This is a genomic window from Companilactobacillus suantsaicola (assembly GCF_004745525.1).
Taxonomy (GTDB): domain Bacteria; phylum Bacillota; class Bacilli; order Lactobacillales; family Lactobacillaceae; genus Companilactobacillus; species Companilactobacillus suantsaicola.
The window spans coordinates 1-20,710 of sequence record NZ_RKLY01000035.1; the positions used below are offsets into that span (position 1 = coordinate 1).

General features: G+C 36.8%; 20 protein-coding genes. 6 read left to right on the forward strand and 14 right to left on the reverse strand.

The genetic code is table 11. The annotated features are described in order from the left end of the window. Positions 1–186 precede the first annotated feature (186 nt). From EGT49_RS10765 to EGT49_RS10775, 3 genes are all read right to left on the reverse strand, one after another. The gene (locus tag EGT49_RS10765) at positions 187–933 is read right to left on the reverse strand and encodes a LiaF transmembrane domain-containing protein (RefSeq protein WP_135374210.1); all 747 of its coding nucleotides are present in this window, start codon (positions 931–933) and stop codon (positions 187–189) included. A gap of 2 nt (positions 934–935) precedes the next feature. Next, the gene (locus tag EGT49_RS10770) at positions 936–1,388 is read right to left on the reverse strand and encodes a LytTR family DNA-binding domain-containing protein (RefSeq protein WP_167849834.1); all 453 of its coding nucleotides are present in this window, start codon (positions 1,386–1,388) and stop codon (positions 936–938) included. Between the two features lie 721 nt (positions 1,389–2,109). Continuing rightward, positions 2,110–4,290 carry an alpha-galactosidase gene (locus tag EGT49_RS10775; RefSeq protein ID WP_135374214.1) on the reverse strand — a complete coding sequence of 727 codons (2,181 nt, stop codon included), beginning with the start codon at positions 4,288–4,290 and terminating at the stop codon, positions 2,110–2,112. A gap of 120 nt (positions 4,291–4,410) precedes the next feature. Here EGT49_RS10775 and EGT49_RS10780 point away from each other — a divergent pair, with 120 nt between their 5' ends. Next, the gene (locus EGT49_RS10780; RefSeq protein ID WP_135374216.1) at positions 4,411–5,109 is read left to right on the forward strand and encodes a Bax inhibitor-1/YccA family protein; all 699 of its coding nucleotides are present in this window, start codon (positions 4,411–4,413) and stop codon (positions 5,107–5,109) included. A gap of 113 nt (positions 5,110–5,222) precedes the next feature. Here EGT49_RS10780 and EGT49_RS10785 read toward each other — a convergent pair whose 3' ends face one another. The 5 genes from EGT49_RS10785 to EGT49_RS10805 form a co-directional block, all read right to left on the reverse strand. Next, complete coding sequence (locus EGT49_RS10785; RefSeq protein ID WP_135374218.1) at positions 5,223–6,158, reverse strand: metal ABC transporter solute-binding protein, Zn/Mn family; 936 nt, start codon at positions 6,156–6,158, stop codon at positions 5,223–5,225. Next, positions 6,155–7,003 carry a metal ABC transporter permease gene (locus EGT49_RS10790; RefSeq protein WP_135374220.1) on the reverse strand — a complete coding sequence of 283 codons (849 nt, stop codon included), beginning with the start codon at positions 7,001–7,003 and terminating at the stop codon, positions 6,155–6,157. The genes EGT49_RS10785 and EGT49_RS10790 overlap by 4 nt, the downstream gene beginning before the upstream one ends. Beyond that, positions 7,003–7,743, reverse strand: a complete 741-nt coding sequence (locus tag EGT49_RS10795) for a metal ABC transporter ATP-binding protein (protein ID WP_135374222.1) — start codon at positions 7,741–7,743, stop codon at positions 7,003–7,005. The genes EGT49_RS10790 and EGT49_RS10795 overlap by 1 nt, the downstream gene beginning before the upstream one ends. Before the next feature lie 685 nt (positions 7,744–8,428). Continuing rightward, positions 8,429–10,960 carry a M1 family metallopeptidase gene (locus EGT49_RS10800; RefSeq protein ID WP_135374224.1) on the reverse strand — a complete coding sequence of 844 codons (2,532 nt, stop codon included), beginning with the start codon at positions 10,958–10,960 and terminating at the stop codon, positions 8,429–8,431. 229 nt (positions 10,961–11,189) lie between these two features. Continuing rightward, on the reverse strand, positions 11,190–12,053 hold the full coding sequence (locus EGT49_RS10805; RefSeq protein WP_135374226.1) for an Abi family protein: 864 nt from the start codon (positions 12,051–12,053) through the stop codon (positions 11,190–11,192). Positions 12,054–12,175: 122 nt separating this feature from the next. Here EGT49_RS10805 and EGT49_RS10810 point away from each other — a divergent pair, with 122 nt between their 5' ends. After that, positions 12,176–12,634 (forward strand): nitroreductase family protein, encoded by a 459-nt coding sequence (locus EGT49_RS10810; RefSeq protein WP_135374228.1) that lies wholly within the window; start codon positions 12,176–12,178, stop codon positions 12,632–12,634. A 26-nt stretch (positions 12,635–12,660) separates the two neighbouring features. On the opposite strand, the gene EGT49_RS10815 is transcribed toward EGT49_RS10810, so the two are convergent. Then, positions 12,661–13,533, reverse strand: coding sequence for a LysR family transcriptional regulator (locus tag EGT49_RS10815; RefSeq protein ID WP_135374230.1), 873 nt, complete (start codon positions 13,531–13,533; stop codon positions 12,661–12,663). A 112-nt stretch (positions 13,534–13,645) separates the two neighbouring features. Here EGT49_RS10815 and EGT49_RS10820 point away from each other — a divergent pair, with 112 nt between their 5' ends. From EGT49_RS10820 to EGT49_RS10830, 3 genes are read left to right on the forward strand one after another with little or no spacing between them, the layout of a single operon-like run. After that, complete coding sequence (locus EGT49_RS10820; RefSeq protein WP_135374232.1) at positions 13,646–14,380, forward strand: SDR family oxidoreductase; 735 nt, start codon at positions 13,646–13,648, stop codon at positions 14,378–14,380. 16 nt (positions 14,381–14,396) lie between these two features. After that, positions 14,397–14,879: a flavodoxin gene (locus tag EGT49_RS10825; RefSeq protein ID WP_135374234.1), complete on the forward strand. Its 483-nt coding sequence runs from the start codon at positions 14,397–14,399 to the stop codon at positions 14,877–14,879. A gap of 22 nt (positions 14,880–14,901) precedes the next feature. Then, on the forward strand, positions 14,902–15,480 hold the full coding sequence (locus tag EGT49_RS10830; protein ID WP_135374236.1) for a TMEM175 family protein: 579 nt from the start codon (positions 14,902–14,904) through the stop codon (positions 15,478–15,480). Positions 15,481–15,566: 86 nt separating this feature from the next. Here the strand turns inward: EGT49_RS10830 and EGT49_RS10835 are convergent, their stop codons facing one another. Then, complete coding sequence (locus tag EGT49_RS10835) at positions 15,567–16,277, reverse strand: SDR family NAD(P)-dependent oxidoreductase (RefSeq protein ID WP_135374238.1); 711 nt, start codon at positions 16,275–16,277, stop codon at positions 15,567–15,569. Between the two features lie 165 nt (positions 16,278–16,442). Here EGT49_RS10835 and EGT49_RS10840 point away from each other — a divergent pair, with 165 nt between their 5' ends. Then, positions 16,443–17,012 (forward strand): dihydrofolate reductase family protein, encoded by a 570-nt coding sequence (locus EGT49_RS10840; RefSeq protein ID WP_135374240.1) that lies wholly within the window; start codon positions 16,443–16,445, stop codon positions 17,010–17,012. A gap of 158 nt (positions 17,013–17,170) precedes the next feature. On the opposite strand, the gene EGT49_RS10845 is transcribed toward EGT49_RS10840, so the two are convergent. The 4 genes from EGT49_RS10845 to EGT49_RS10860 form a co-directional block, all read right to left on the reverse strand. Then, positions 17,171–18,049 (reverse strand): LysR family transcriptional regulator, encoded by an 879-nt coding sequence (locus EGT49_RS10845; RefSeq protein ID WP_135374242.1) that lies wholly within the window; start codon positions 18,047–18,049, stop codon positions 17,171–17,173. 109 nt (positions 18,050–18,158) lie between these two features. Then, complete coding sequence (locus EGT49_RS10850; RefSeq protein WP_135374244.1) at positions 18,159–19,196, reverse strand: zinc-dependent alcohol dehydrogenase family protein; 1,038 nt, start codon at positions 19,194–19,196, stop codon at positions 18,159–18,161. A gap of 163 nt (positions 19,197–19,359) precedes the next feature. Next, positions 19,360–19,869, reverse strand: a complete 510-nt coding sequence (locus EGT49_RS10855) for a DUF2798 domain-containing protein (protein WP_010018840.1) — start codon at positions 19,867–19,869, stop codon at positions 19,360–19,362. Positions 19,870–20,001: 132 nt separating this feature from the next. After that, on the reverse strand, positions 20,002–20,646 hold the full coding sequence (locus tag EGT49_RS10860; RefSeq protein WP_135374246.1) for an FMN-dependent NADH-azoreductase: 645 nt from the start codon (positions 20,644–20,646) through the stop codon (positions 20,002–20,004). Positions 20,647–20,710 lie beyond the last annotated feature (64 nt).

The following is a 20,710-nucleotide window of genomic DNA, read 5'->3' on the forward strand; positions in this document are numbered from 1 at the left end:
GGCAAATAGAAGCTGCTTTTATCCATCCTATTTTAATATTTTGCTGTTTTGGGCAAATAGGAGCTACTTTTATCCATTCTATTTCAATATTTTGCCGTTTTGGACAAATAGAAATTACTTTTACTCACTCTATTTCAATATTTTGCCGTTTTACAAAAATAGAGCTACCAATTAGCAGCTCTATTTTTAAATATATTGAATTTTTAGATTTCCCATTGAAACTAATCCGGTTATCGTGACGTTAGGACTATCGGCTGTCAATTTCTGCGTACCAGCTTCAGAGATGTTGCCCATGCTGTTGTTGACTCCTTTGATAACATTCCAATTACGCGGAACGAACAACTCGACATTGCCTAATGAGACATTTACTTTGATAGTTGCTGTATCTCTGACTGTTACGTGGTCGAAATAAACTTTCGCTTCACCAAGATTAGCTTGGATATTGGCCGTTTGAAAGTCATCGGATCTGACATATCTGACACCATTGCCCATTTTTACAAAGACATCAACGTCAGAACTATCAACGGTTTTTGTGTCGTCGTCATCGTCTTCGTAATAACTGATAAATGGACGTCTACTCCACTTCATTTTACTTTTAATGCGCATCCAGGGGCGATGTTTAGCTAAAAAAGGGTTCAAAATCAGTGATAAGCCGATGGTGATCAACAAGGCCGCACCCAAAATTGTCCAGGCCGAAAGTGCCGCAATTCCCAATGGTTTAGCGTATAAAATTGCCAAAAAAGCTAACGTGAAGACTGTCCCTGAAATGGAAAAGTAGACCAAGCTTTTGACCAAAAAGAATACTAAAAATAAAGTGGCGATAATCGTCCAGAAGTTGAACGTGTAGGTGATCAGGTGCAACTGGCTGACAATCAACAAGGCCGCGCTCAGCAGCAGGAATATGCCCCAAAAGATTCCGTTTCTATTTCTCATAATTAACCCTTCCTTTGATTCAATTTCATCTTCAGATTTTTTAGAAAGCGACGGGAGACGTAAATTTGCTTATAGCTATCACGAAACTGAATTAGATTTCCCATCACCGATTGGGTCAGGGACTTAATTTCATCAACGTTTAAAATAGCTGATTTAGAGATTCGTAAAAAGTTATCCGGCAAATTCTCCTCCAATTCGTACAATCGAGAATGAATCAAAAAGGCGTTGTCTTTGGTGTGAGCATAGACATTTCGGTCGTTTGTCTCAAAGAATAAGATTTCAGATATCGGCAAAGAATAGACGGTATCATCCAAATAACCGTTGATACTGTGTAATTTAGTCTCAATTTCTTGTAGACTGTGTAAAATCTCGGCTACTTCTTCGTCTTTTTGGTTAGCACGGATTACGATTTCTTTGTCTTGATATTGTGGCGAAATGTCTAATTTTATTTTCACATCCAACAACCCTTTCGTTAAAAGTATTACACCACTTTTAATCATGCGTGTATAGTGAGTTTGCTTGAGCGGTCAAAATAACTCGTTAAGTGGTTGTTTGGGGAAGTATGCCGTCTTCCGCACAAAACCTGTGATGGACTGGAACGCTGCCGGCACGACTGAGCCATCACAGGTTTTGTGCTCCAGACTGAATAACGGATCTATTTTTTTATTTACTTTCCACTTATTTAGGAGTACTACTTCTATTCCGATTTGGAATTTGGTATTTTGATGAGTTATTGTGCTTCCTTTCTATTCAAGAATAGAAGTAATAACAGAAAAAGATCCTACTAGATTGCAGCATTTTCCTGCGACTCTAGTAGGATCTTCTATTTTTACATCAAATTAGATCAATCAAAATATTAAACACTATAACGTATCCAGACTATAAAACAGTTAAGTACTTAACTTGAATAGAAATCTATCCAATTCCAGAATTTACCGGAATACTGCAAAAATCTGAAATCTAGTCTGGAGTGACAGCTCTGGGAAATGCTCAGCCGTGAAATTCTACTTAGCGCTTCAGCGCTTACGTAGAAGGCCGAGCTTGGAAATACCGCGCACTTTGCGGTAGTTTCAAGTCGTGCCCACAGCGTTCCAGCGTTTCCCAGAGCTGTTGCGGAAGACGGCATCTACCCACCATCCAACCTCCAGAAAGAATCCCAATTCATATTCAAACTATTTAGCTGATTTTTTCTATTAATATTTGTCTGGAGTTGTAACTGCCTTTTAGTGGATCTAACTTCAAACCGGCGTTCATTAATGCTTGTCCGGAATAGATTTTGTCAGCAACTTTGTAGTTAGCATTTTCATCTAATCCACGTAATTTTAGATAAACAAAGGCTGGATTGGTTACTACATCGGTCATTACTACTGTTAATAAACTTTGCGCTTGGTCTTTTGAAACTACTTGCCAAGCTACCAAATTTCCTTGATCAAACGGACTCAATAAGCGATAAGAATCTCCATTGAAGGTCATAGCTTGGACTTTTTTGTACAGTTTTGTAGCGGCCAAGGCTTGTTTTTGGTCTTCTGGACTCATCTTCGTGGCATCCAATTCGTAACCGAAGGTTCCTGCCATGGCGACTGCGGCTCTGGTTGCAAATGGTGTAATGCGGCCGTTTTGGTGGTTGGGACTGACAGAAACGTGAGCGCCCATTGCTGAAATTGGGTAGAAGAAACTTGTCCCGTATTGAATTTTCAAGCGATTGATCGGGTCGGTATTGTCGGAGGTCCAAATTTGTGGTTCGTACGCCAGCATCCCTAAATCAAATCTCGCACCCCCTGAAGCACAACCTTCAAACAAGACATCTGGATATTTGCGAGTTAATCTTCCCAGTAAATCATATAGTCCTAGGACGTAGCGGTGCTGTAACTCACCTTGGTCAGTTAAGGATTTTGAATACCAATCAGTTATTGGACGATTCATGTCCCATTTGATGTAACTGATGTTGGCACTATCCAAAATATCACTGATTCGTTCAAACAAGTACTCACGAACTGCTTCTTTCGATAAATCCAAAACTAATTGATTCCGACCTAAAAGAGCTTTTCGGTCAGGCAGATTCAAAGCCCAATCGGGATGATGACGATAAAGTTCACTGTCTTCACTGACCATTTCGGGTTCAAACCACAAACCAAAGTCTAAGCCCAATCGATTGATTTTTTCTACTAAATCATGCAAACTGCAGCCAAGTTTCTTTTCATTGACGAACCAGTCACCCAAAGCTCGGTTTTCGTCATAACGATTGCCAAACCAACCATCATCTAAAACGAACAAATCAGCATCGAATTTCTTGGCGGCTTTGGCAATTTCTACTAATTTTTTGCCCGTGAAATCAAAATAAGTAGCTTCCCAATTGTTGATTAAAACTGGTCGACGAACTTTTTCATATTTACTGCGACAAAGATTGTTTCGAATAGCATCGTGAAAATTGTGCGATAACTTCGTCAAACCACAACTAGAGAAGCTCATTACTGCTTCAGGACTTTCAAACATCGCTCCCGGTTCTAATTGCCAAGCAAATTGCGAATCGCCTAGGCCTAATGTGATTCGACTCTGATTTAGGGTGCCTTTTTCAGCAGTTGCGTTGAAATTACCACTATAAACCAAGTTAAAACCGTAACAGTCGCCTGACATTTCAGTGACATCTTTAGCAGTAACTAAAAAGCCAGGATTTTCTTTGGCACTTGAAACTCCGTAATTTGAACCTAATGTCGTCGTTGTATGAGTGATTGGTAACTTTTCCAAATTACGCTCACTACCCCAACGACCGTGGAAATGAACCAAGTCAAAGTCACCGGACAATAGGTCGAGTGATAGGGATTGAGCTTTCTGCAGTTTAACTGCTTGCTTACCTAGATTACTTATTCTAGTAGCACGGGTGATGATGTCTAAGTCCGCAAAAACGCCGTAGAACAGCTCAACTTCAATCCCTGACAAATCGTCAACGAGGGTGATTTTTAAAGTCTGGGCTTGATCATTATGCGCATAAAAACTAGGCATCTGTTCGAGTGAATACTTCCCGTCCAAAACTTGATAGTTCTTGTATTTCAAATCAGCAACGTGTGTCCCGTCACTATTTTGCAGATCTAACGCCAACGTCCCTAAATCACCAGTTCCGGCACTAGGATACTCTTGTGACATCAACGTCAACGAACCAACTTTGTCAGTCGATTCATGCGGATACGGTGCATAATGCGATGGTCCGTCATAGAGTAAATATGACAAATCCGGCTGATCAATTTTCTTTCCATAATAAAGGTGATACAAATAATTGAAACGGTCGACTTTCATCTGGTAAGTCGTGTTCTTAGTCTGTAAGGTAAAAAGCTGCTTTTCTTTGTCCACTAAAATCGTCATCTATTAACCCTCTTCGTATCAGTATTATGGGTTAATTCTAACATTATGTAGTTTCTAATTTGACTAAGAAATGTTATTCTATTGTACAATTATATTAGTAATAAATGAGGAGGAAATAATTTGCAAAGTATAGATAAAGTTAAAGCTACTGGTTTAGCTCGTTTCACTTCCTTAGTCTATTTATATACTGGCTTAGGAATTGCCTTTTGGATGATTTGTGCGCAAGCTATCGCTAATAATCAAGCGATGTCAGCCATGTTATTCCAAGGTATGGCAAATCACAGAATAATTTCAATGATCTTAATGATCGCTGTTCCAATCGGATTCATCAGTTTATGTGCTCGTTTTGCTACAAGATCTTACTTTTTAACTTTCGTCAGTTACCTAGGTTTCTTGTTCGCACTATCATTCATGGGAGTACCGATCTTCTACCTCTATTCCGCTAAGAGTATCATTCAAACTTTAACAATCACATCAGCTGTCTTCGTTGTTTCAGCTTTTGTCGGTTTCATGACTAAGAAAGATTTAACAAAATGGAGTCGCACTCTGATGATTGGTTTACTTTCCGTCATCGTAATTGAAGCTATCAATATCTTCATCTTCAAGAGTACAGCCATGATGATGTTAGTTAGCGCCGCTATCGTTATTTTATTCTTGTTCTACATTGCCTTTGATTCACAAAATATCAAACGTATTTATCAAAGCAATGCCGGATCAGAAAGTTTAGGTGCCATCGCCTTGTTAGCTTCCGTTAACTTAGTAATGGACTTCATCAACTTGTTCTTAAGTATCATCCAAATTTTTGGTGATAATAATTAAAAAGACGATACGTACAAAATTCTTGCATTGAGCAAAATTTGGTAGTAGTATCATCTGTTCAAAGAAAAACTCGAAAACTGCTAGCCCTCATAAGCTAATGTTTTCGAGTTTTTTTATTTTAATCCTTGATAAATTTTATCAATATTCCACTTCATCATGGTGTAATACGTATCACCTTGACTGCCTTTTTTGGCTAAGGAGTCAGTGAACAATTGGGAATGGATTTTTAAGCCCGTTTCTTTGGAAACTTTCTCCATTGATTTGGGTGATACGGATGATTCGACGAACAAACTTTTTACTTCAGATTGATTGATCTTGCTCAAAACTGCTTTCATCTGTTCGGGAGTTCCTTGTGATTCGGTGTTGATTTCCCAAATGTAGGTCGGCGTCACGTGATAAGCCTTGCCGAAGTACTTGAAGGCCCCTTCTGAAGTGACGAGCAGACGCTGGCTTTTTGGAATGTCGAGGAATTTGGATTGAGCCGTCTTGTGCAATCGTTGCAGTTTAGCGATGTATTTGTCGGCGTTATCCTGGTAGAATCCGGCGTTTTGCGGGTCCTTTTGCTTCATAACCTTGGTGATCAACTCGACATATTTGATTCCGTTGTTTAAATCTAGCCAGGCATGTGGGTCCTCTTCATTTTTGTTGGTCGTCAGATGTTCTGCATCCACATTTTCACTCGCCGAGAAAACTTCCCGACCAAATTTTTTATGCGAAGTCTCGACCAATTTGTTGAACCAACCACTACCACCAGTTTCCAGGTTCAAACCATTGTGAAAAATTAAATCTGCGTCACTTGCAGCAGAGACATCACTCGGCTGTGGTTCGTATTCATGCGGATCGGTCCCTCGTTTGACGATACTGTACAATTCAATCTTGTCTTTTCCAACATTTTTAACCATGTCTTCCAAAATCGAATTAGTTGTCACGATGTGTAACTTATTATTCTCTGCTTCTACATTCGTCGTATTTTGACGGGTATTCAAGAAAAAATACACGCCAGAAATCATAGCAAAAACAGCCAAAATCGTCGGAATTATTCGTTTCATTTAGCCACACTCCTTAATTTAAAGAAGTTTTGTTTTGGTGAAACAACAAAGGATATTGCAAACATCAAAGCTGCCATGATAACGATTGCTGGACCAGAGGCCCAATTCAAGCTGTAACTAAAGTACAGTCCACTGATTGAAGAAACTACCCCGATAATTGCGGATAAAACCAGCATGACTCCTAATTTATCGGTCCACAAGAATGCTGTCGCAGCAGGTGTAATCAACATCGCTACCACTAAAATGATTCCGACCGTCTGTAGAGCGGATACTGTTACTAACGTCAAAATCAGCATGAGTGAATAGTGAATCAGTTGGACGTTCAAGCCATAAGTTTGAGCATAAGTGGCGTCAAAAGAAGTCACCAGTAACTCTTTATAGAAGATCACGACGAACAAGATAACGATTCCCAACACCACGGCGGTCGTCATAATATCGGAATCACTGACGGCCAATATATTTCCAAACAGAATATGATGCAAATTGGTTGAGCTTTCGGCCATCGAGATCAAAATAAATCCTAAAGCGTAAAAGGCACTGAAGACGACCCCGATTGAGGTATCAGTCTTAATCTTACTTTTTGAAGCGACGAAACCTATTAATAAAGCCGCTAAAACTCCAAAAATCGAAGCACCTATTAAAATATTAATACCTAACATATAAGCGACTGCCACTCCGGGTAAGACTGAATGAGAAATTGCATCCCCAATCAGTGACATTCCGCGTAAAATAATGAAACTGCCGATAATTCCAGACATAATTCCGACCATAATTGCGGTCAATAAGGCACTTTGTAAGAAATCATATTTCCCCAAAGCTTGGAAGAAATCTATCAATGATGCCATCACTGCACACCTGCCTTTCCCGCAAAAAGCACTGAAGAAAGATCTGCACTAAAAGCTCGTTCGATATTTTTCGGATTATAAACTTCTCGAGCTGGTCCATAATCGACAATTCCATGGTTCAAAATAACTAAATCGTCAAAATATTTAGTAACTTTATTCAAATCATGATGAATAACAATTATCGTTTTGCCATCATCACGCCACTGTTTCAAAATTTGCATGATTGCTGTTTCACTTTGCAAATCAATTCCCACAAATGGCTCATCCAAAATAATAATCTCCGCTTCTTGAACAATTGCTCGAGCCACGAACACTCGTTGCAGTTGGCCTCCGGAAAGATTACCAATCTGGCGTTTCGAAAATTCAGTCAGTGAAACTTGTTCTAAAGCTTTTTTACTGGCTAATTTCTCATTTTTTCCTGGATTTTTAAATAGTCCTAACTTTCCATAAGTTCCTGTTAGAACAACATCGAAGACATCAATGGGAAAAGTTAGATCCAGGTCTTTTCTCTGTTCAACGTAAGCAATACTTTTTTGTACTGATCTCATTGATTTCCCATTGTATTGTACCTGGCCTTGTTTAGCTTTGATTAAATTCAGCATTGCCTTAATCAAAGTCGATTTACCTGCACCGTTGGGTCCGATGATTCCAGTAATTTTTCCTGCGTTGAAGTTAACGGCAACATCAGAAAACACTGGTGTGTCATCATAAGCGACAGTGAGGTTCTTTACAGTTAGCATTAAGAGCCCCCATTTCTTTGGCGTAGTCCGCCTTATCTATATCATAACATGTGGTTAATGCTGGTACAATATTTTTATTAGGCTTGATTAACTTGAGAATTAGTTTTAATAAATTTAAATAAATATAATTGTGGATTTCTTTGAGGGGGGAGTAATATGCCGTCCTCCATAGCAAAGCCGATTTTGGCTGGAACGATGTGGGCACAACTTTGAGCTTTTGCAAAGTACGCAAAATCTCAAAGCTTGGCCTTCTACGTAAGCGCTAAAGCGCTAAGTAGAATTTCACATCTGAGCCAAATCGGCTTTGCTATTCCGAACTGAATTTCAGTTCTATGGTTTATTTGCTTTCCATTCCTTTAAAAATAGTAATTCTATTCTGAATAACTACAGATATTTTGATGAATCATTAAGTTTCACCATTCAAAATAGAAATAATGGCAACAAAAAAGAGGATGTCACCAGATTAATTCTAGTAACATCCTCTATTGCTTTTATAAATTAAAATATTCTAGTTCTATAACGTTCAAACTATAAATCAGCTCATCAATTATTCTGAATAGATATTCTATCCCATTCAGAATTTACAGAAATAACTGCAAAAAGCTGAAATTTAGTCTGGAGCAATTTCCCAGAGTTGTTGCGGAAGACGGCAGTTAAACACTACCCAACCAACAGAACCACTCTATTAAGCTTCTGCCTTAACAGCAGCATTAACAGCATCTTTTTCATCTTCAACTAGGCTAACTTTTGTTTCGATTACACTCATATCCATTGTAATCTCACGTGTTAATCCTGGTGTGTTGATCTTTGGTTCGAAGAAGGCTTTGAATTCTGCTAAGCGTTCTGGTGTATGGAAGGCATATGATGTCACAGTGATGAAGGTTGCGAATTCCATGTCTCCACCGACTGTATCTTCTAGCCATGACCAGTCATTTCTTAGCCAATCCCAGGCAACTTGTTGTCCGTTGTCGTTGTTTAAGATTCCACGATACCAAGCACGCAAATCTTGTGGTTTGATGACGTCGGCGTCTTCATACTTATCAACGATTTCTTGGATCAATTTTGCATCTGGTGTACTTGGAATAGCAACTGATAGGTCAGCTTTGTAACTTGGATCTGAAGTTTCTTTGTAGTCTTTGAACAAGTTATTAACTAGTTCTTCACTACCGTAATTCTTAACTTCATTTCTAACTACTAGTAAACGAATGTCAGCTGGTAAGCTTGCTAAATCAGACTTGTTGGCTTCAAACAATTTATGTGCTTGTTCGATAGCATCAGCATTTTTAGCATACAAGGCTGCATTTAAGACGTAAGGTCTTGTCAATTGGTCATCGATTGATTCATTGGCCTTTGGTTCCCAGCCTAGACGAGCAACTTGTTTTTCGCTTAATTTGTTAAAGAAGGCTTGCAAAGCTTTTTCTTCGTCTGAATTTGGTTTAACGAATTTCTTCAAATTATTAGCGATGCTGTACATTGCAGATGTGACAGTTGATGAAGTACTTTCTGAGAATCCTTTCAACATTGGGACAACGTCGGCATAGGAAATTTCACGGGCGTCTGCCAACAAACGTAGATTCTGCAAGAGGCCGAGTTGAGAAATTGTGTCAACTGTATCGATATTGTCGAAGATATCCTTTTGAAGTGTTTCATCATATTTAACGATAAAGTGCGAATTGTTTCCAACATTTAGACGGAATGGTTTGCCATTTTCTTGACGTAATTTCTCATAATCGCCTAATTCGATAGTCTTGTCGGCCATGATTGTTGGGGCAGCGTCGTAATTGCTGTTCAAAGGAATTTGCCATTGACGACCAATTTCTTTACCTTGACCTACGAAGAATTGTTGTTGTGACAAGGTCAATTTACCATCAACGACACTAGCTGAAACGACTGGATAACCTGGTTGTTCAAGCCATGAGTTCATGATCTTGCCGACATCCATACCTGAAGCTTCACCTAGAGCATCCCAAAGGTCACTACCCTTAGCATTGCCATATTTATGAGCTTCAAAGTACAATTTCAAACCTTTACGTAAGTTGTCATCACCGAGCAAGGCACGAACCATAACTAACATTCTGGCACCTTTAGCGTAAACGATGGCTGAGTCAAAGATTGAGTCAATTTCAGCGGGATCTTGAACTTCAACGTGAACTGATTGAACACCGTCAGTAGCATCACGTTGCAAAGCTGCAGGAACATCGGATGTTTGGAACATTTCCCAAACGTGCCAATTTGGCTCCAATGCGTCAACAGCAACGTATTCCATCATGTTGGCAAAACTTTCGTTCAACCATAGATCGTCCCACCACTTCATAGTTACAAGGTCACCGAACCATTGGTGAGCAAGTTCATGAGTAACAACAGTTGCGACTAACATCTTAGTATCAATTGAAGTATTGTCAGGATCAACTAACAAGTAAGCTTCACGATAAGTTACTAGTCCCCAGTTTTCCATAGCACCAGCTGAGAAGTCAGGTAGTGCTAATTGCCATGAATGTGGTAGTGGATAAGGTGTTTGGTAGAAGTCTTCATAAAATTCAATTGCACGTTTAGCAATATCAAGTGTGAAGTCTAATTCCTTAGCTTTGTGAGCCTTAGTAGCGAATACTCCAACTTCAACACCACTCTTAGTCTTAGTCTTCTTATATTGCATGTCACCAAAGGCAAAGGCAATTAGATAAGTTGACATACGAACAGTTGTATCGAAGTAGTGAACACCATCTTCGTTACGGATTTCAGGCATGTTAGCTAAAACCGTTTCGCCAGGTTGTTCGTCGAATTTCAATGCTAAGTCAAATTTAGCCTTAGCTTCTGGTTCGTCGACACATGGGAAAGCTTGGCGGGCAAAAGTTGTTTCAAATTGTGTACCAATAAGTTGCTTCTTTTCGCCATTTACTTCGTAATATGAAGGGTAAATTCCCATCATAGTATCAGTCAACTTAGCATCATATGTGATTGTTAGAGTTGTATCGCCAGTCTTTTCAAGTTCGATTTGAATACCTTCGTTTTCGTCATCGACTTTAAAAGGAACTGTTTCTCCGTCAGCTTCAACTGATTTAATGTTCAAATACTTTTGGTTAATTAAAACAGTTTTTTCAACGGCATCCCCGTTGATCTTAGTTGTACCAGAAAATGTTTTTGTTCCACGATTGATATCAATGTAGACATCATAGTGTTCTGGATGAAATGTTTCATAAAAATGTTTAATTTCAGTCATGAGTACCCCTCTAATTTAATTTTAATTTCTTTCTAATATATTATAGTTTTAACTTTATACGACTTTTAATAAAAATGGAACTATTATACTCAAATTTCTGAAAAAAAAACGACCGAAAGCAAAAATATGCAATCAGTCGTTTCCAAGTGCACTCCGAAAAGTAACACCACAATTAGTAACTATATATTATCAATCAGTACATTTTTTGTAAATAGAAAAGTGCCAATCATTAAACAAATTCATTCAGTCGACCAATTTTCTTCATAAAATCACTGCCTAATACTTTGTTGCATACACTATTACTAACACTGTTTTTAAATTTTAAAATAACTTTTTTAACATTTTTTATCAACATATACATCTCATTATTGTTTTTACCTAAATTTTTTTGATAGTAAATTATCAATATTAGATAATCAACAATACTATCAAAGGTAATATTATCGATCCCAGTTTTATCGGTTAACTGTCGTAAAACGGTATTACGTATTTTCATGCTTTTAAATCTACAATCAAAGATAACACTATTATGAGCGATTGAGTTTCTCAATTCTTTAATAATAAAAATGTGTTTTGGCAGCATTGATCCATCTGTATCATTTACCTTATCAACAATACCAATCTCTTTTTCCAATCTCAACCTAGTATTTGTATTTAAACACAAGATGAACCAACCATAATCACCCAAAGTTAATAATTCAAAAATTGCCCATAGAGGGATTGGTTCACCATTATGTATATAATGCTGTATTAACGTCTTTGACTGGTAATTATTAGCTATAATGGAATCAAATTTTTGTTTTAATAACAATTTTTGCTTCATTTCATTTTTATACTTAGATGAGCCCAGTTTAAATTCCTTATATCTATTTAAATAGATACTGAATAATGATTCATTCTCAAATGGATCATTAACATTTCTTAAAAATCTATATGTTTTATATCCATGATAATATCCCATTTCCAAAAGTTCCCTTTTCTCTTTACTTCCGCCAATAACAACTTGGTGCTGAGATCTAATATGACGCATTAATGCATCTGTTGATTTTCCTTTTTTAATTATAGTTTTCCTCCTAACGAAATTTTTAGACATACGTCATTTATAAATTACGTATCCTATATAAATTAGAAGTCTGACTAAAATCAAAAACGTCTTATCGTTTAAGTCGATTTATACTATCATAATCGTAGAGTCTAAAAGGGAGTGTTGTTGTTATGGAAACTGAAAAAATGATTAGTTCTCGTAAGGCGGTTCGTCAATATACTGGTCAAATTACTGATGAGCAGCTTCACAAGATTTTACTAGCTGGTAACGCTGGCCCGGTTGGTATGGGTGAATATGATAATTATCGTTTGACTGTTATTCAAAAATCTGACATTCTCAAACAAATGAATGGGATTTACGATGCACCAACTGTGATCGTTCTTTCTGCTAAAAATCCTGGTGCTATGGAAGACGTTTCTGCTGGAGCTATCGTTCACAACATGGAACTTGCCGCCGAAGACCAAGGATTAGGTGCTAACTACAACATGGCAAGTGTTGGTTCAATTCCTAGTGGTGTCGTACCTGACGGTTTCAAAGCTGTCTTTGCTTTGACTATTGGACAAACTGCTGAAAAATTTGTTCCACGTGAAATACCGATGGATCGAATCAAAACTAATATCGTTAAATAGAAAAAGTGAGTAGATTAATAATCAGTCTACTCACTTTTTTCATGCTTCATTTCTTTTAAAAATTCCTCTGCCAAACGTGATAGGGTCCGTGATTTTTTCCAAATCAACACCGTTTTAATTGAATCTAAATAGTTCAAACTCTTAAAAACTAAATCGCCACTTTGATATTCCGGCTTGTTAAAAGTAATCGCATATCCCATTCCTGACAGAACCATTGCGCGCATGTTGTAATTCATATCGTAAGTACCTGTTATATCATAATCACGCACATATTCATCCAAATATGAAATTAATTGTGAATGGACATCTATTTGTCGTGGAATCAGCAAGTTCATTCCCTTTAGATCTGTCGCAACCAAATTATCCTTGCCAAAGTTATCATCTTTTCTAGGCAAGACGATTCCTGTTTGATTGTCGATCGGTAATGATAATTTATTGTAACGATCAAGCGAATCATTCGTATAAACAACTCCGAAGTCCAAAATTCCTGCATCGAGATTTTTAAAAATTTGATCCGCATCCTGAGTTTCAAAGTTGATACTGATATTTTCACCCTTTTTAATCAGCTTATTAAAAGTCTCCGTCAACATCGCATTAGCTTTACCTTCACCAGCTGCAACATACAAGTCCCCAGACAAGACTTTTTTATTCAAAATAGCAGAAGTAGTTGATTCAACCAAACTATTAATTTCTTTAGCACGTTCCAATAAGAAATAACCATCATCCGTCAAAGAAATTTCTCGGGGTCCTCTTTCAAAAAGGATTGTTCCTAGTTCTATTTCTAAATCTTTAATTTGTCTTGACAGAGTTGACTGCGAAATGTGCAATTTTTCCGCCGCTGAAGTGATACTTTTGTCATTAACTATTTCGATAAAATATCTTAATACTCGTAGTTCCATCTTACCCATCCTTTTTAGTCATGATTACCGTTGCAATATAACTGTTTTACATATAGGTATCTAGCAATTATATTATATACATAAATTGATTCACACAGGAGGAATTTAAAATATGGATCTATCAAATAAAGTTGTCGTAATTATGGGTGCTTCATCAGGTATCGGAGCTGCCACAAGTAGATTATTAGCCAAGGACAATGCTAAATTAGTTATCGCTGCTCGTCGTTTAAATCGTCTAGAAGAAATTCAAAAGGATTTTCCAGGCAAGATTGATGCTTATAAGGCTGATGTCACGAAATTCGAAGATGTTAAAAACGTTATCGATAAAACAGTTGAAAAATATGGTCGTATTGATGTTCTTTATAATAATGCCGGTATCATGCCAACTGCTCCTTTAATCGAAGGACGTCGTGATGAATGGCAAAATATGCTTCAGATCAACATTATGGGTGTTTTAAACGGTATTGCCGCTGCTTTACCTTACATGGCTAAAGTTAAGAGTGGTCACATCATTACAACTGATTCAGTTGCTGGACACGTCGTTGGACCTGATTCAGCTGTATATAGTGGTACAAAATTTGCCGTTCGTGCAATCATGGACGGTCTTAGACAAGAACAAGCTGAGAACAACATTAAAACAACTATTATTTCACCCGGTAGTACTGGCACAGAACTATTTAACTCAATCAACGATTCTGATCAAAAGAAATTTGCTAAAGATTTCTTTGAAAACGTCAATGGGTTACAACCAGGCCAAATTGCTTCAGCTGTTGAATTTGCTATTGGCACAAAAGATAACATGTCAGTCAGTGAAGTAATCGTTCGTCCAACTAGACAAACTCTATAATTAAGAAGGAAAAAATATGAAAACTCTACTAGTCTATTACTCAAAAACAGGTGTCGTTGATAAAATGGCCCAACTTATTGCCAAAAAATTGAACAACGTTGATTTATATAGGATTCAAACTGTTCGTAAATATGCAGATGGAATGTATGATGCATGGGATCAAGCACAAGTTGAAATTGCAGACAATAAAATGCCAGAACTATCTGGAAAATTACCGAACCTTTCTAAATATGACAATGTAATTATTGGTGGTCCCGTTTGGGGATTCAATCCATCTAACCCTATCTTGTCATACGTCAGACAAAACGATTTCTCAAACAACAACATTGCTGCTTTTTGGACTTACTATGACCATGATGAAAAATACACTAGTGCCCTGCATCGTGAGATACCTACTTTTGACCCTCAAAATGGACTAGCTTTGAGTATGTCATTGATGGATAATGGCAAATTATTAAATCAAAATATCGACAAATGGATTGAAAAAATTAATTTCTAATCTAAAAAGGATGGATTAAATTATGAATAAAAGTCGGGTCGAAGCTTTTACCGATGCAATTGTCGCTATCATTATGACAATCATGGTCTTAGAGTTGAAAACACCAGAAGGCAGTACTTTCCAAAGTTTCTTAAATGAAAAAACTTATTTCATTGCTTATTTAATAAGTTTCTTCCTTATTGCTACGACTTGGTACAACCATCATTATCTGTTTACTAATTCTAACTGGATATCCAAACGTGCTTTCTGGGCTAACTGTGTTTGGCTCTTCTTGATGTCTCTGACACCTGTTAGTACCGCCTGGATTTCTAAATTTCCACGCTCATTATCGGCTGCGTATCTATATTTCATTCTCTACACACTTTGGGGACTAGCTTTTGAAATACTATTGTCAACCTTAATTAAAGATAATCCGACACAAGCATCACGTTTAAAATTAATGCGCTCTCGAGGAAAAAACATCTTTGAAATATCCTCATTCGTCATCGGTCTAATTCTAATTTACTTCATCCCCTATGCTAGTTTCGTAGTTTTAGCTGTCGATATTCTAGTTTGGATCATCTTTACTCCCAAGAATTCCGATCGAATCACAACCAAATAGAAAATGGCATTTAAAATTAGTGTTCACATCGAGTGCTACTAACAAAAAGAATCAATAACTTGAAAATCGAGTTATTGATTCTTTTTTTAAATTGTTATTCCCGTAATTTTTGCCAATTGTTCCAAATAATCATCTTGTAGTTCTTCATCATCAGCTCGTTTATCATAGCAACTTGGTTTTTGATGATGGAAATAGCCACCACTCAAACTTTTATCATCGGAAGTAGCGAGTTTTACTTGAGTCATATATCCTGCTGTTAAGTCATCGGTTGCCATTTGACCGCCCATTTTAGTTGGAACCCAACCGGGATCAACAGCTGTCGAAATCATTTTTGGATAACGTTTAGCTAAAGCTTTTACTAACAACACGATTTGTAACTTAGATGATGAGTAATCTGTCGTTTTAGCTAAATTATTAATATCTAATTTTGCATTAATGTGCATTCCTGAAGAAACATAAATACTACGTTTAGGTTTATTGATCAAAGCTGTCAGTAAGTACGGTGCCACATCATTTACCTTAAAGGTCAATTCGCGATTAGACGTATAAATTCCCGCATTGTAAATAATCGTATCAAATTGTCCTAACGCATTAACTTGTTTAGCAATGCTCTCAACTTCTGATTGCTTGCCTAAATCACCAATGACGATATCTTTAACGTTTAATTTTTGACGAACATCTGTAGCTCGTTGTTCATTTCTGGCATGTAGAACTATCTCATTTTCGTCTGCCAACAATCTTTTAGCAGCTAAGAAGCCCAATCCATCAGTTGAACCAGTGATAAATATTTTTGCCATTTTTCTCACCTCTCCTAATATCAAATATAATATCTTTCGTTAGTTACGTAAAATAGTTATATTGGATGATTATCCATTACTAAAAGTAATCGAGAAAAACGCTTGACCTAAAGTCAACTTCAAGTATTAAGCTGGAATCATTAAGAAACAAAAGTGAGGAAAATTATGAAGAAACCATACATTATTTGTCACATGATGACTTCAGTTGACGGACGTATCGATTGCAATATGACTGAACACTTACAAGGTCAAAATGAATATTATGATACTTTAAAAGCTACTAAAGCCCCAACTACTATCAGCGGTCGCGTGACGGCTGAATTAGAATTAGCTCAAGCTGGCAAATTCGAACCTAAAGATAATGAAACTTTAGATAAAGAATCTTTTTCTAAAAAAGTGACTGCCGATGATTTCAATATTGTTATGGATACTAAAGGAACTTTGCTTTGGGAAGACGATTCACAATACAGTCGTCCTCATCTCATTATTACGAGTGAGAAAGTTACAAACGATTACTTAGAATATCTTGATTCTAAAAATATTTCTTGGATTTCTACTGGTGAGGAACATATTGATTTAAAACGTGCTGTTGAAATCTTAGCTACTGAATTCAACGTCGAAAGATTAGCTATCGTTGGTGGTGGAAAAATCGACGGTGGCTTCTTGGATGCTGGTTTGATCGATGAAATTAGTATTTTAATGGGGCCTGGCGTTGATTGTTGCATTCATAATTAAAAATACGTCGATCGAACACAGTCCCAATAACTTTAATTTGAGTATTTCCATCCATCAAGACTCTTTTGGTTATCTTTTAGTCAGCACTTTACTCGTTACCGCTTTTAACTACATTTTCTTCCATTTGATTCATCGTAAAAAAACGCAATAAAATATACTTACACAAAATTTTTCTTTAATAATTCCGCAAAGCTTTCTATATAGAAGCCTGAATTATCATTCAACCAATACGCGTAATAATTTTGAGTTAATCTATTAATGCCTTTTACCAGAGGAATTATTTTAACAATATTTTGATCTAATTGACTTTGCATACGTCGGTTAATAATTAGATAACCTTGGTTAGAGGCAATTAACATTTGGGCCTCATCGTAATTTTTAGCTAAAACAAATGCACTTTTCACTCCTAAAATTTCCCGATAATATGATTCTTCAGATTCTTTATCATCCCCATCGACAATCAAGATACAGGGAATGTCAGCCAAATCATTGATATCGATTTTTTCCGCATCTACTGGCAAAGAACGATTAACCGCAACTATAAATTCACTCGAAGTTAAAAGTTCATTATGATAAACGTCAGATAACGCACGCCTTTGATCTGAAAAGTTCAAATCAATCGTTCCTTCACGCAATAATTTATACAATTCCTCATGTGTACCGCTATTAATTTTAATTTTTACTTGTGGATATTCAACCGCAAATTCAGAAACCGCCTTTAGAAACTCTTTAGTACCGAAGCTTCGCAAATAACCGACACGCAATTCTAATTCATCATCCTTGATAATTTTAACCGTATCTTTAATAAGCTGATCGACTTCTTGTAAAACATCCTGACTGTGAGTATAAAAAAAGCGGCCTGCCTCAGTAACTTCAAAACTACGACCCTTGCGATTCAATAGCTTCACACCAAGACTATTTTCCAATTCCTTTACTTGCTGAGATATAGCAGATTGGGAGATATTACATTCAAAAGCTGCCTTGGTAAAGCTATGATTTTTAACAACCGCTATAAAATACTGCATTTGCTTAAACACATTCTCACCCCAGTCTCTTTTGCATTACCATTTATAATACATTACTTTTACACAAAAAAGGCAACCTCAAATTTGAGGTTGCCTTTTTAACGTCCTATCTAATATAGTTCTACTTATCAATAATTAACAATGATTTAATAGCAGTACGCTTGTCCATAGCTTCATAAGCATCTTGAATGTGATCTAAATCAAATCTCTTAGTAAAGACTTTTCCAGGATTGATTTCACCTTTCAAAACTGCATCCAATAAAATTTTCTTATCATCGGTTGTTACTGAAGCAATTCCTCCACGTAAACCGATATTTTTCCAGAATAAGTTGTTAGTATTCATTTCAGCTTTTTGGGGTACACCAACACGACCGACAATCGCACCGGGACGTCCGACTTTAACGGCTGTATCAACAGATTGTTCTGTACCGACACATTCAAGGACCGCGTCAGCACCTGTACCAGTTAATTCCATAACTTTTTTAACTGCTTCATCACCACGTTCAGGGATAATATCAGTGGCACCAAACTCTTTAGCTAACTTTTGTCTGTCCTCATGACGACTCATAGCAATGATACGTTTTGCGCCTAACAAACGAGCTGAAAGAACACCACTAAGTCCAACAGCACCATCACCCATAACAACCACAGTATCACCTTTTTTTACTTCAGCGCTAGTTGCAGCATGGAAACCCGTTGCCATGACATCAGCTAAAGCCAAAAAATTATTAAGCATATCATCGGAATAATCTTCTGGTTGACCAGGAATCTTAATCAAAGCCCAGTTAGCGTTAGTAAATCTCAAATATTCACCTTGATAACCACCATTGCCACCAGGTTCTTTATTTAAGCAATCGCCATCAAAACCAGCTAAACAAGCAGCACAGTGGCCGCATCCGTGTGTGAATGGAGCGATAACGAAATCGCCCACTTTAACATTTTTAACTTCTGAACCAACGGATTCAATGATACCAATAGCTTCATGTCCAACTGTTGAACCTGATTCACGTTTTGAAATACCACGGTACCACCAAAGATCAGATCCACAAACACAAGCTCGAACAATTTTAATAATTGCATCAGTTGGTTTTTGAATTTCTGGTTTGGCATATTCTTTTACTACTATTTTTCCTGGTTTAATAAATGTTGCTGCCTTCATGATAATTTCTCCTTTTCAATCAATTTACACATAAATTTTCTTTACTGATTATCTTACAAATAAGTCTCGATTAAACCAATTTCAAAATCAAAAGCGATTGATAAGTTTTACTTATGAAAAAATGTATAAAAAAAGAACGCTTATTCAGCGTCCTAATTTTAAATTAAACTTCTTCTTCAACGATTTCTTCGGCTTCAGCTTTCTTAGCAGCAGCACTTTGCATCTTACCCAAAACTCCACGAGCAATAGGTCCAACGATGATCAATTGTAATGGTAAAGCGACGATCAAGTTAAAAATCCAAGTATGACCGTAAGTAGCTAAGATATGTCCTTGAGCTAATTTTCCTTCAACAGCGATTCCGAAGAATGACATGAATGTAACCATTCCAAGAACCATCATAACTGAAATTGTGATACCGATTAAAACGGTATTTTTCTTCATATAATCATTGATAATGTATTTGAAAGCCAATCCTTTGGCAATTGGTCCCACAATCAACAAATCCAAGATAATTGCGACGATCAATCCTAGTGGATAACCCTTCAAAATTTCCATAACTAGACCACTACTCAAACCTTGAGCCATGGCTACGTTGTAACCTGTCATTACTAAAACCATCAATCCGGCCATAATGGCTGTGAATACAACTTCTTCTTTTAAATTACGTGGCATATATATTCCCACACTCCTATTTTTTATCAGCGAATATAAATATACCACGTTAAAAATTTCTTCATAAGTTACAATTTGATTACAAATTCAAAAAATCGCTTGCATTTTTAAATGAAAACGCACTCATCTAATTTATTTGTAAAAATTAGTAAACTTATCATCCAAATCACTCACAGCCTTCGCCATTGCCTCGTCTACATTGACGCCATTTGTCTGCAAGCCTTGAACTCTAACGATTGAAAAATCATCAAAACCCATCAATTCCCGAAAAATTCCGTCCAAATACATCCGCGAAAATTCTAGTGGTGTGTAACGGTCGTCGTTTGTATAAATTGAACCACTAGCTTGCAACAACATTACTTTATAATCGTCAGTCATCAAGCCAACCGAACCTTCAGGCGTATATTTGAAAGTTTCGTGAGCTACCAAAATATTGTCGATATAATCTTTCATCTTTGAAGTAACATTGAAATTATGTAATGGCGACACGATAACGATTCGATGGTGTTCTTTAAATTGAGCAATTAAGTTTTGATTAATTTGGAAAATCCGGTCTTGTTCTGGCGTCAAATTGATGCGCTTAGCTTGTTTTTCCCAAATTCCTAACAATTCATCCGTCGTTAATTGTGGAATCTTTTCTTCATATAAATTAAGTAAATCAACTGATTCATTCGGAAAATTTTCGTGAAATCTCTTCAAAAATAAATTTTGTAACTTAATCGAATAGTGACTCTCATTTCTAAAATCTGGTTGTGCGTTAATAATTAATGTTTTCATCTTTAAATTCACCCTTGTCTTAATTGATAAGTTAAGACTACAATTCAATTATGACAAAGCATGG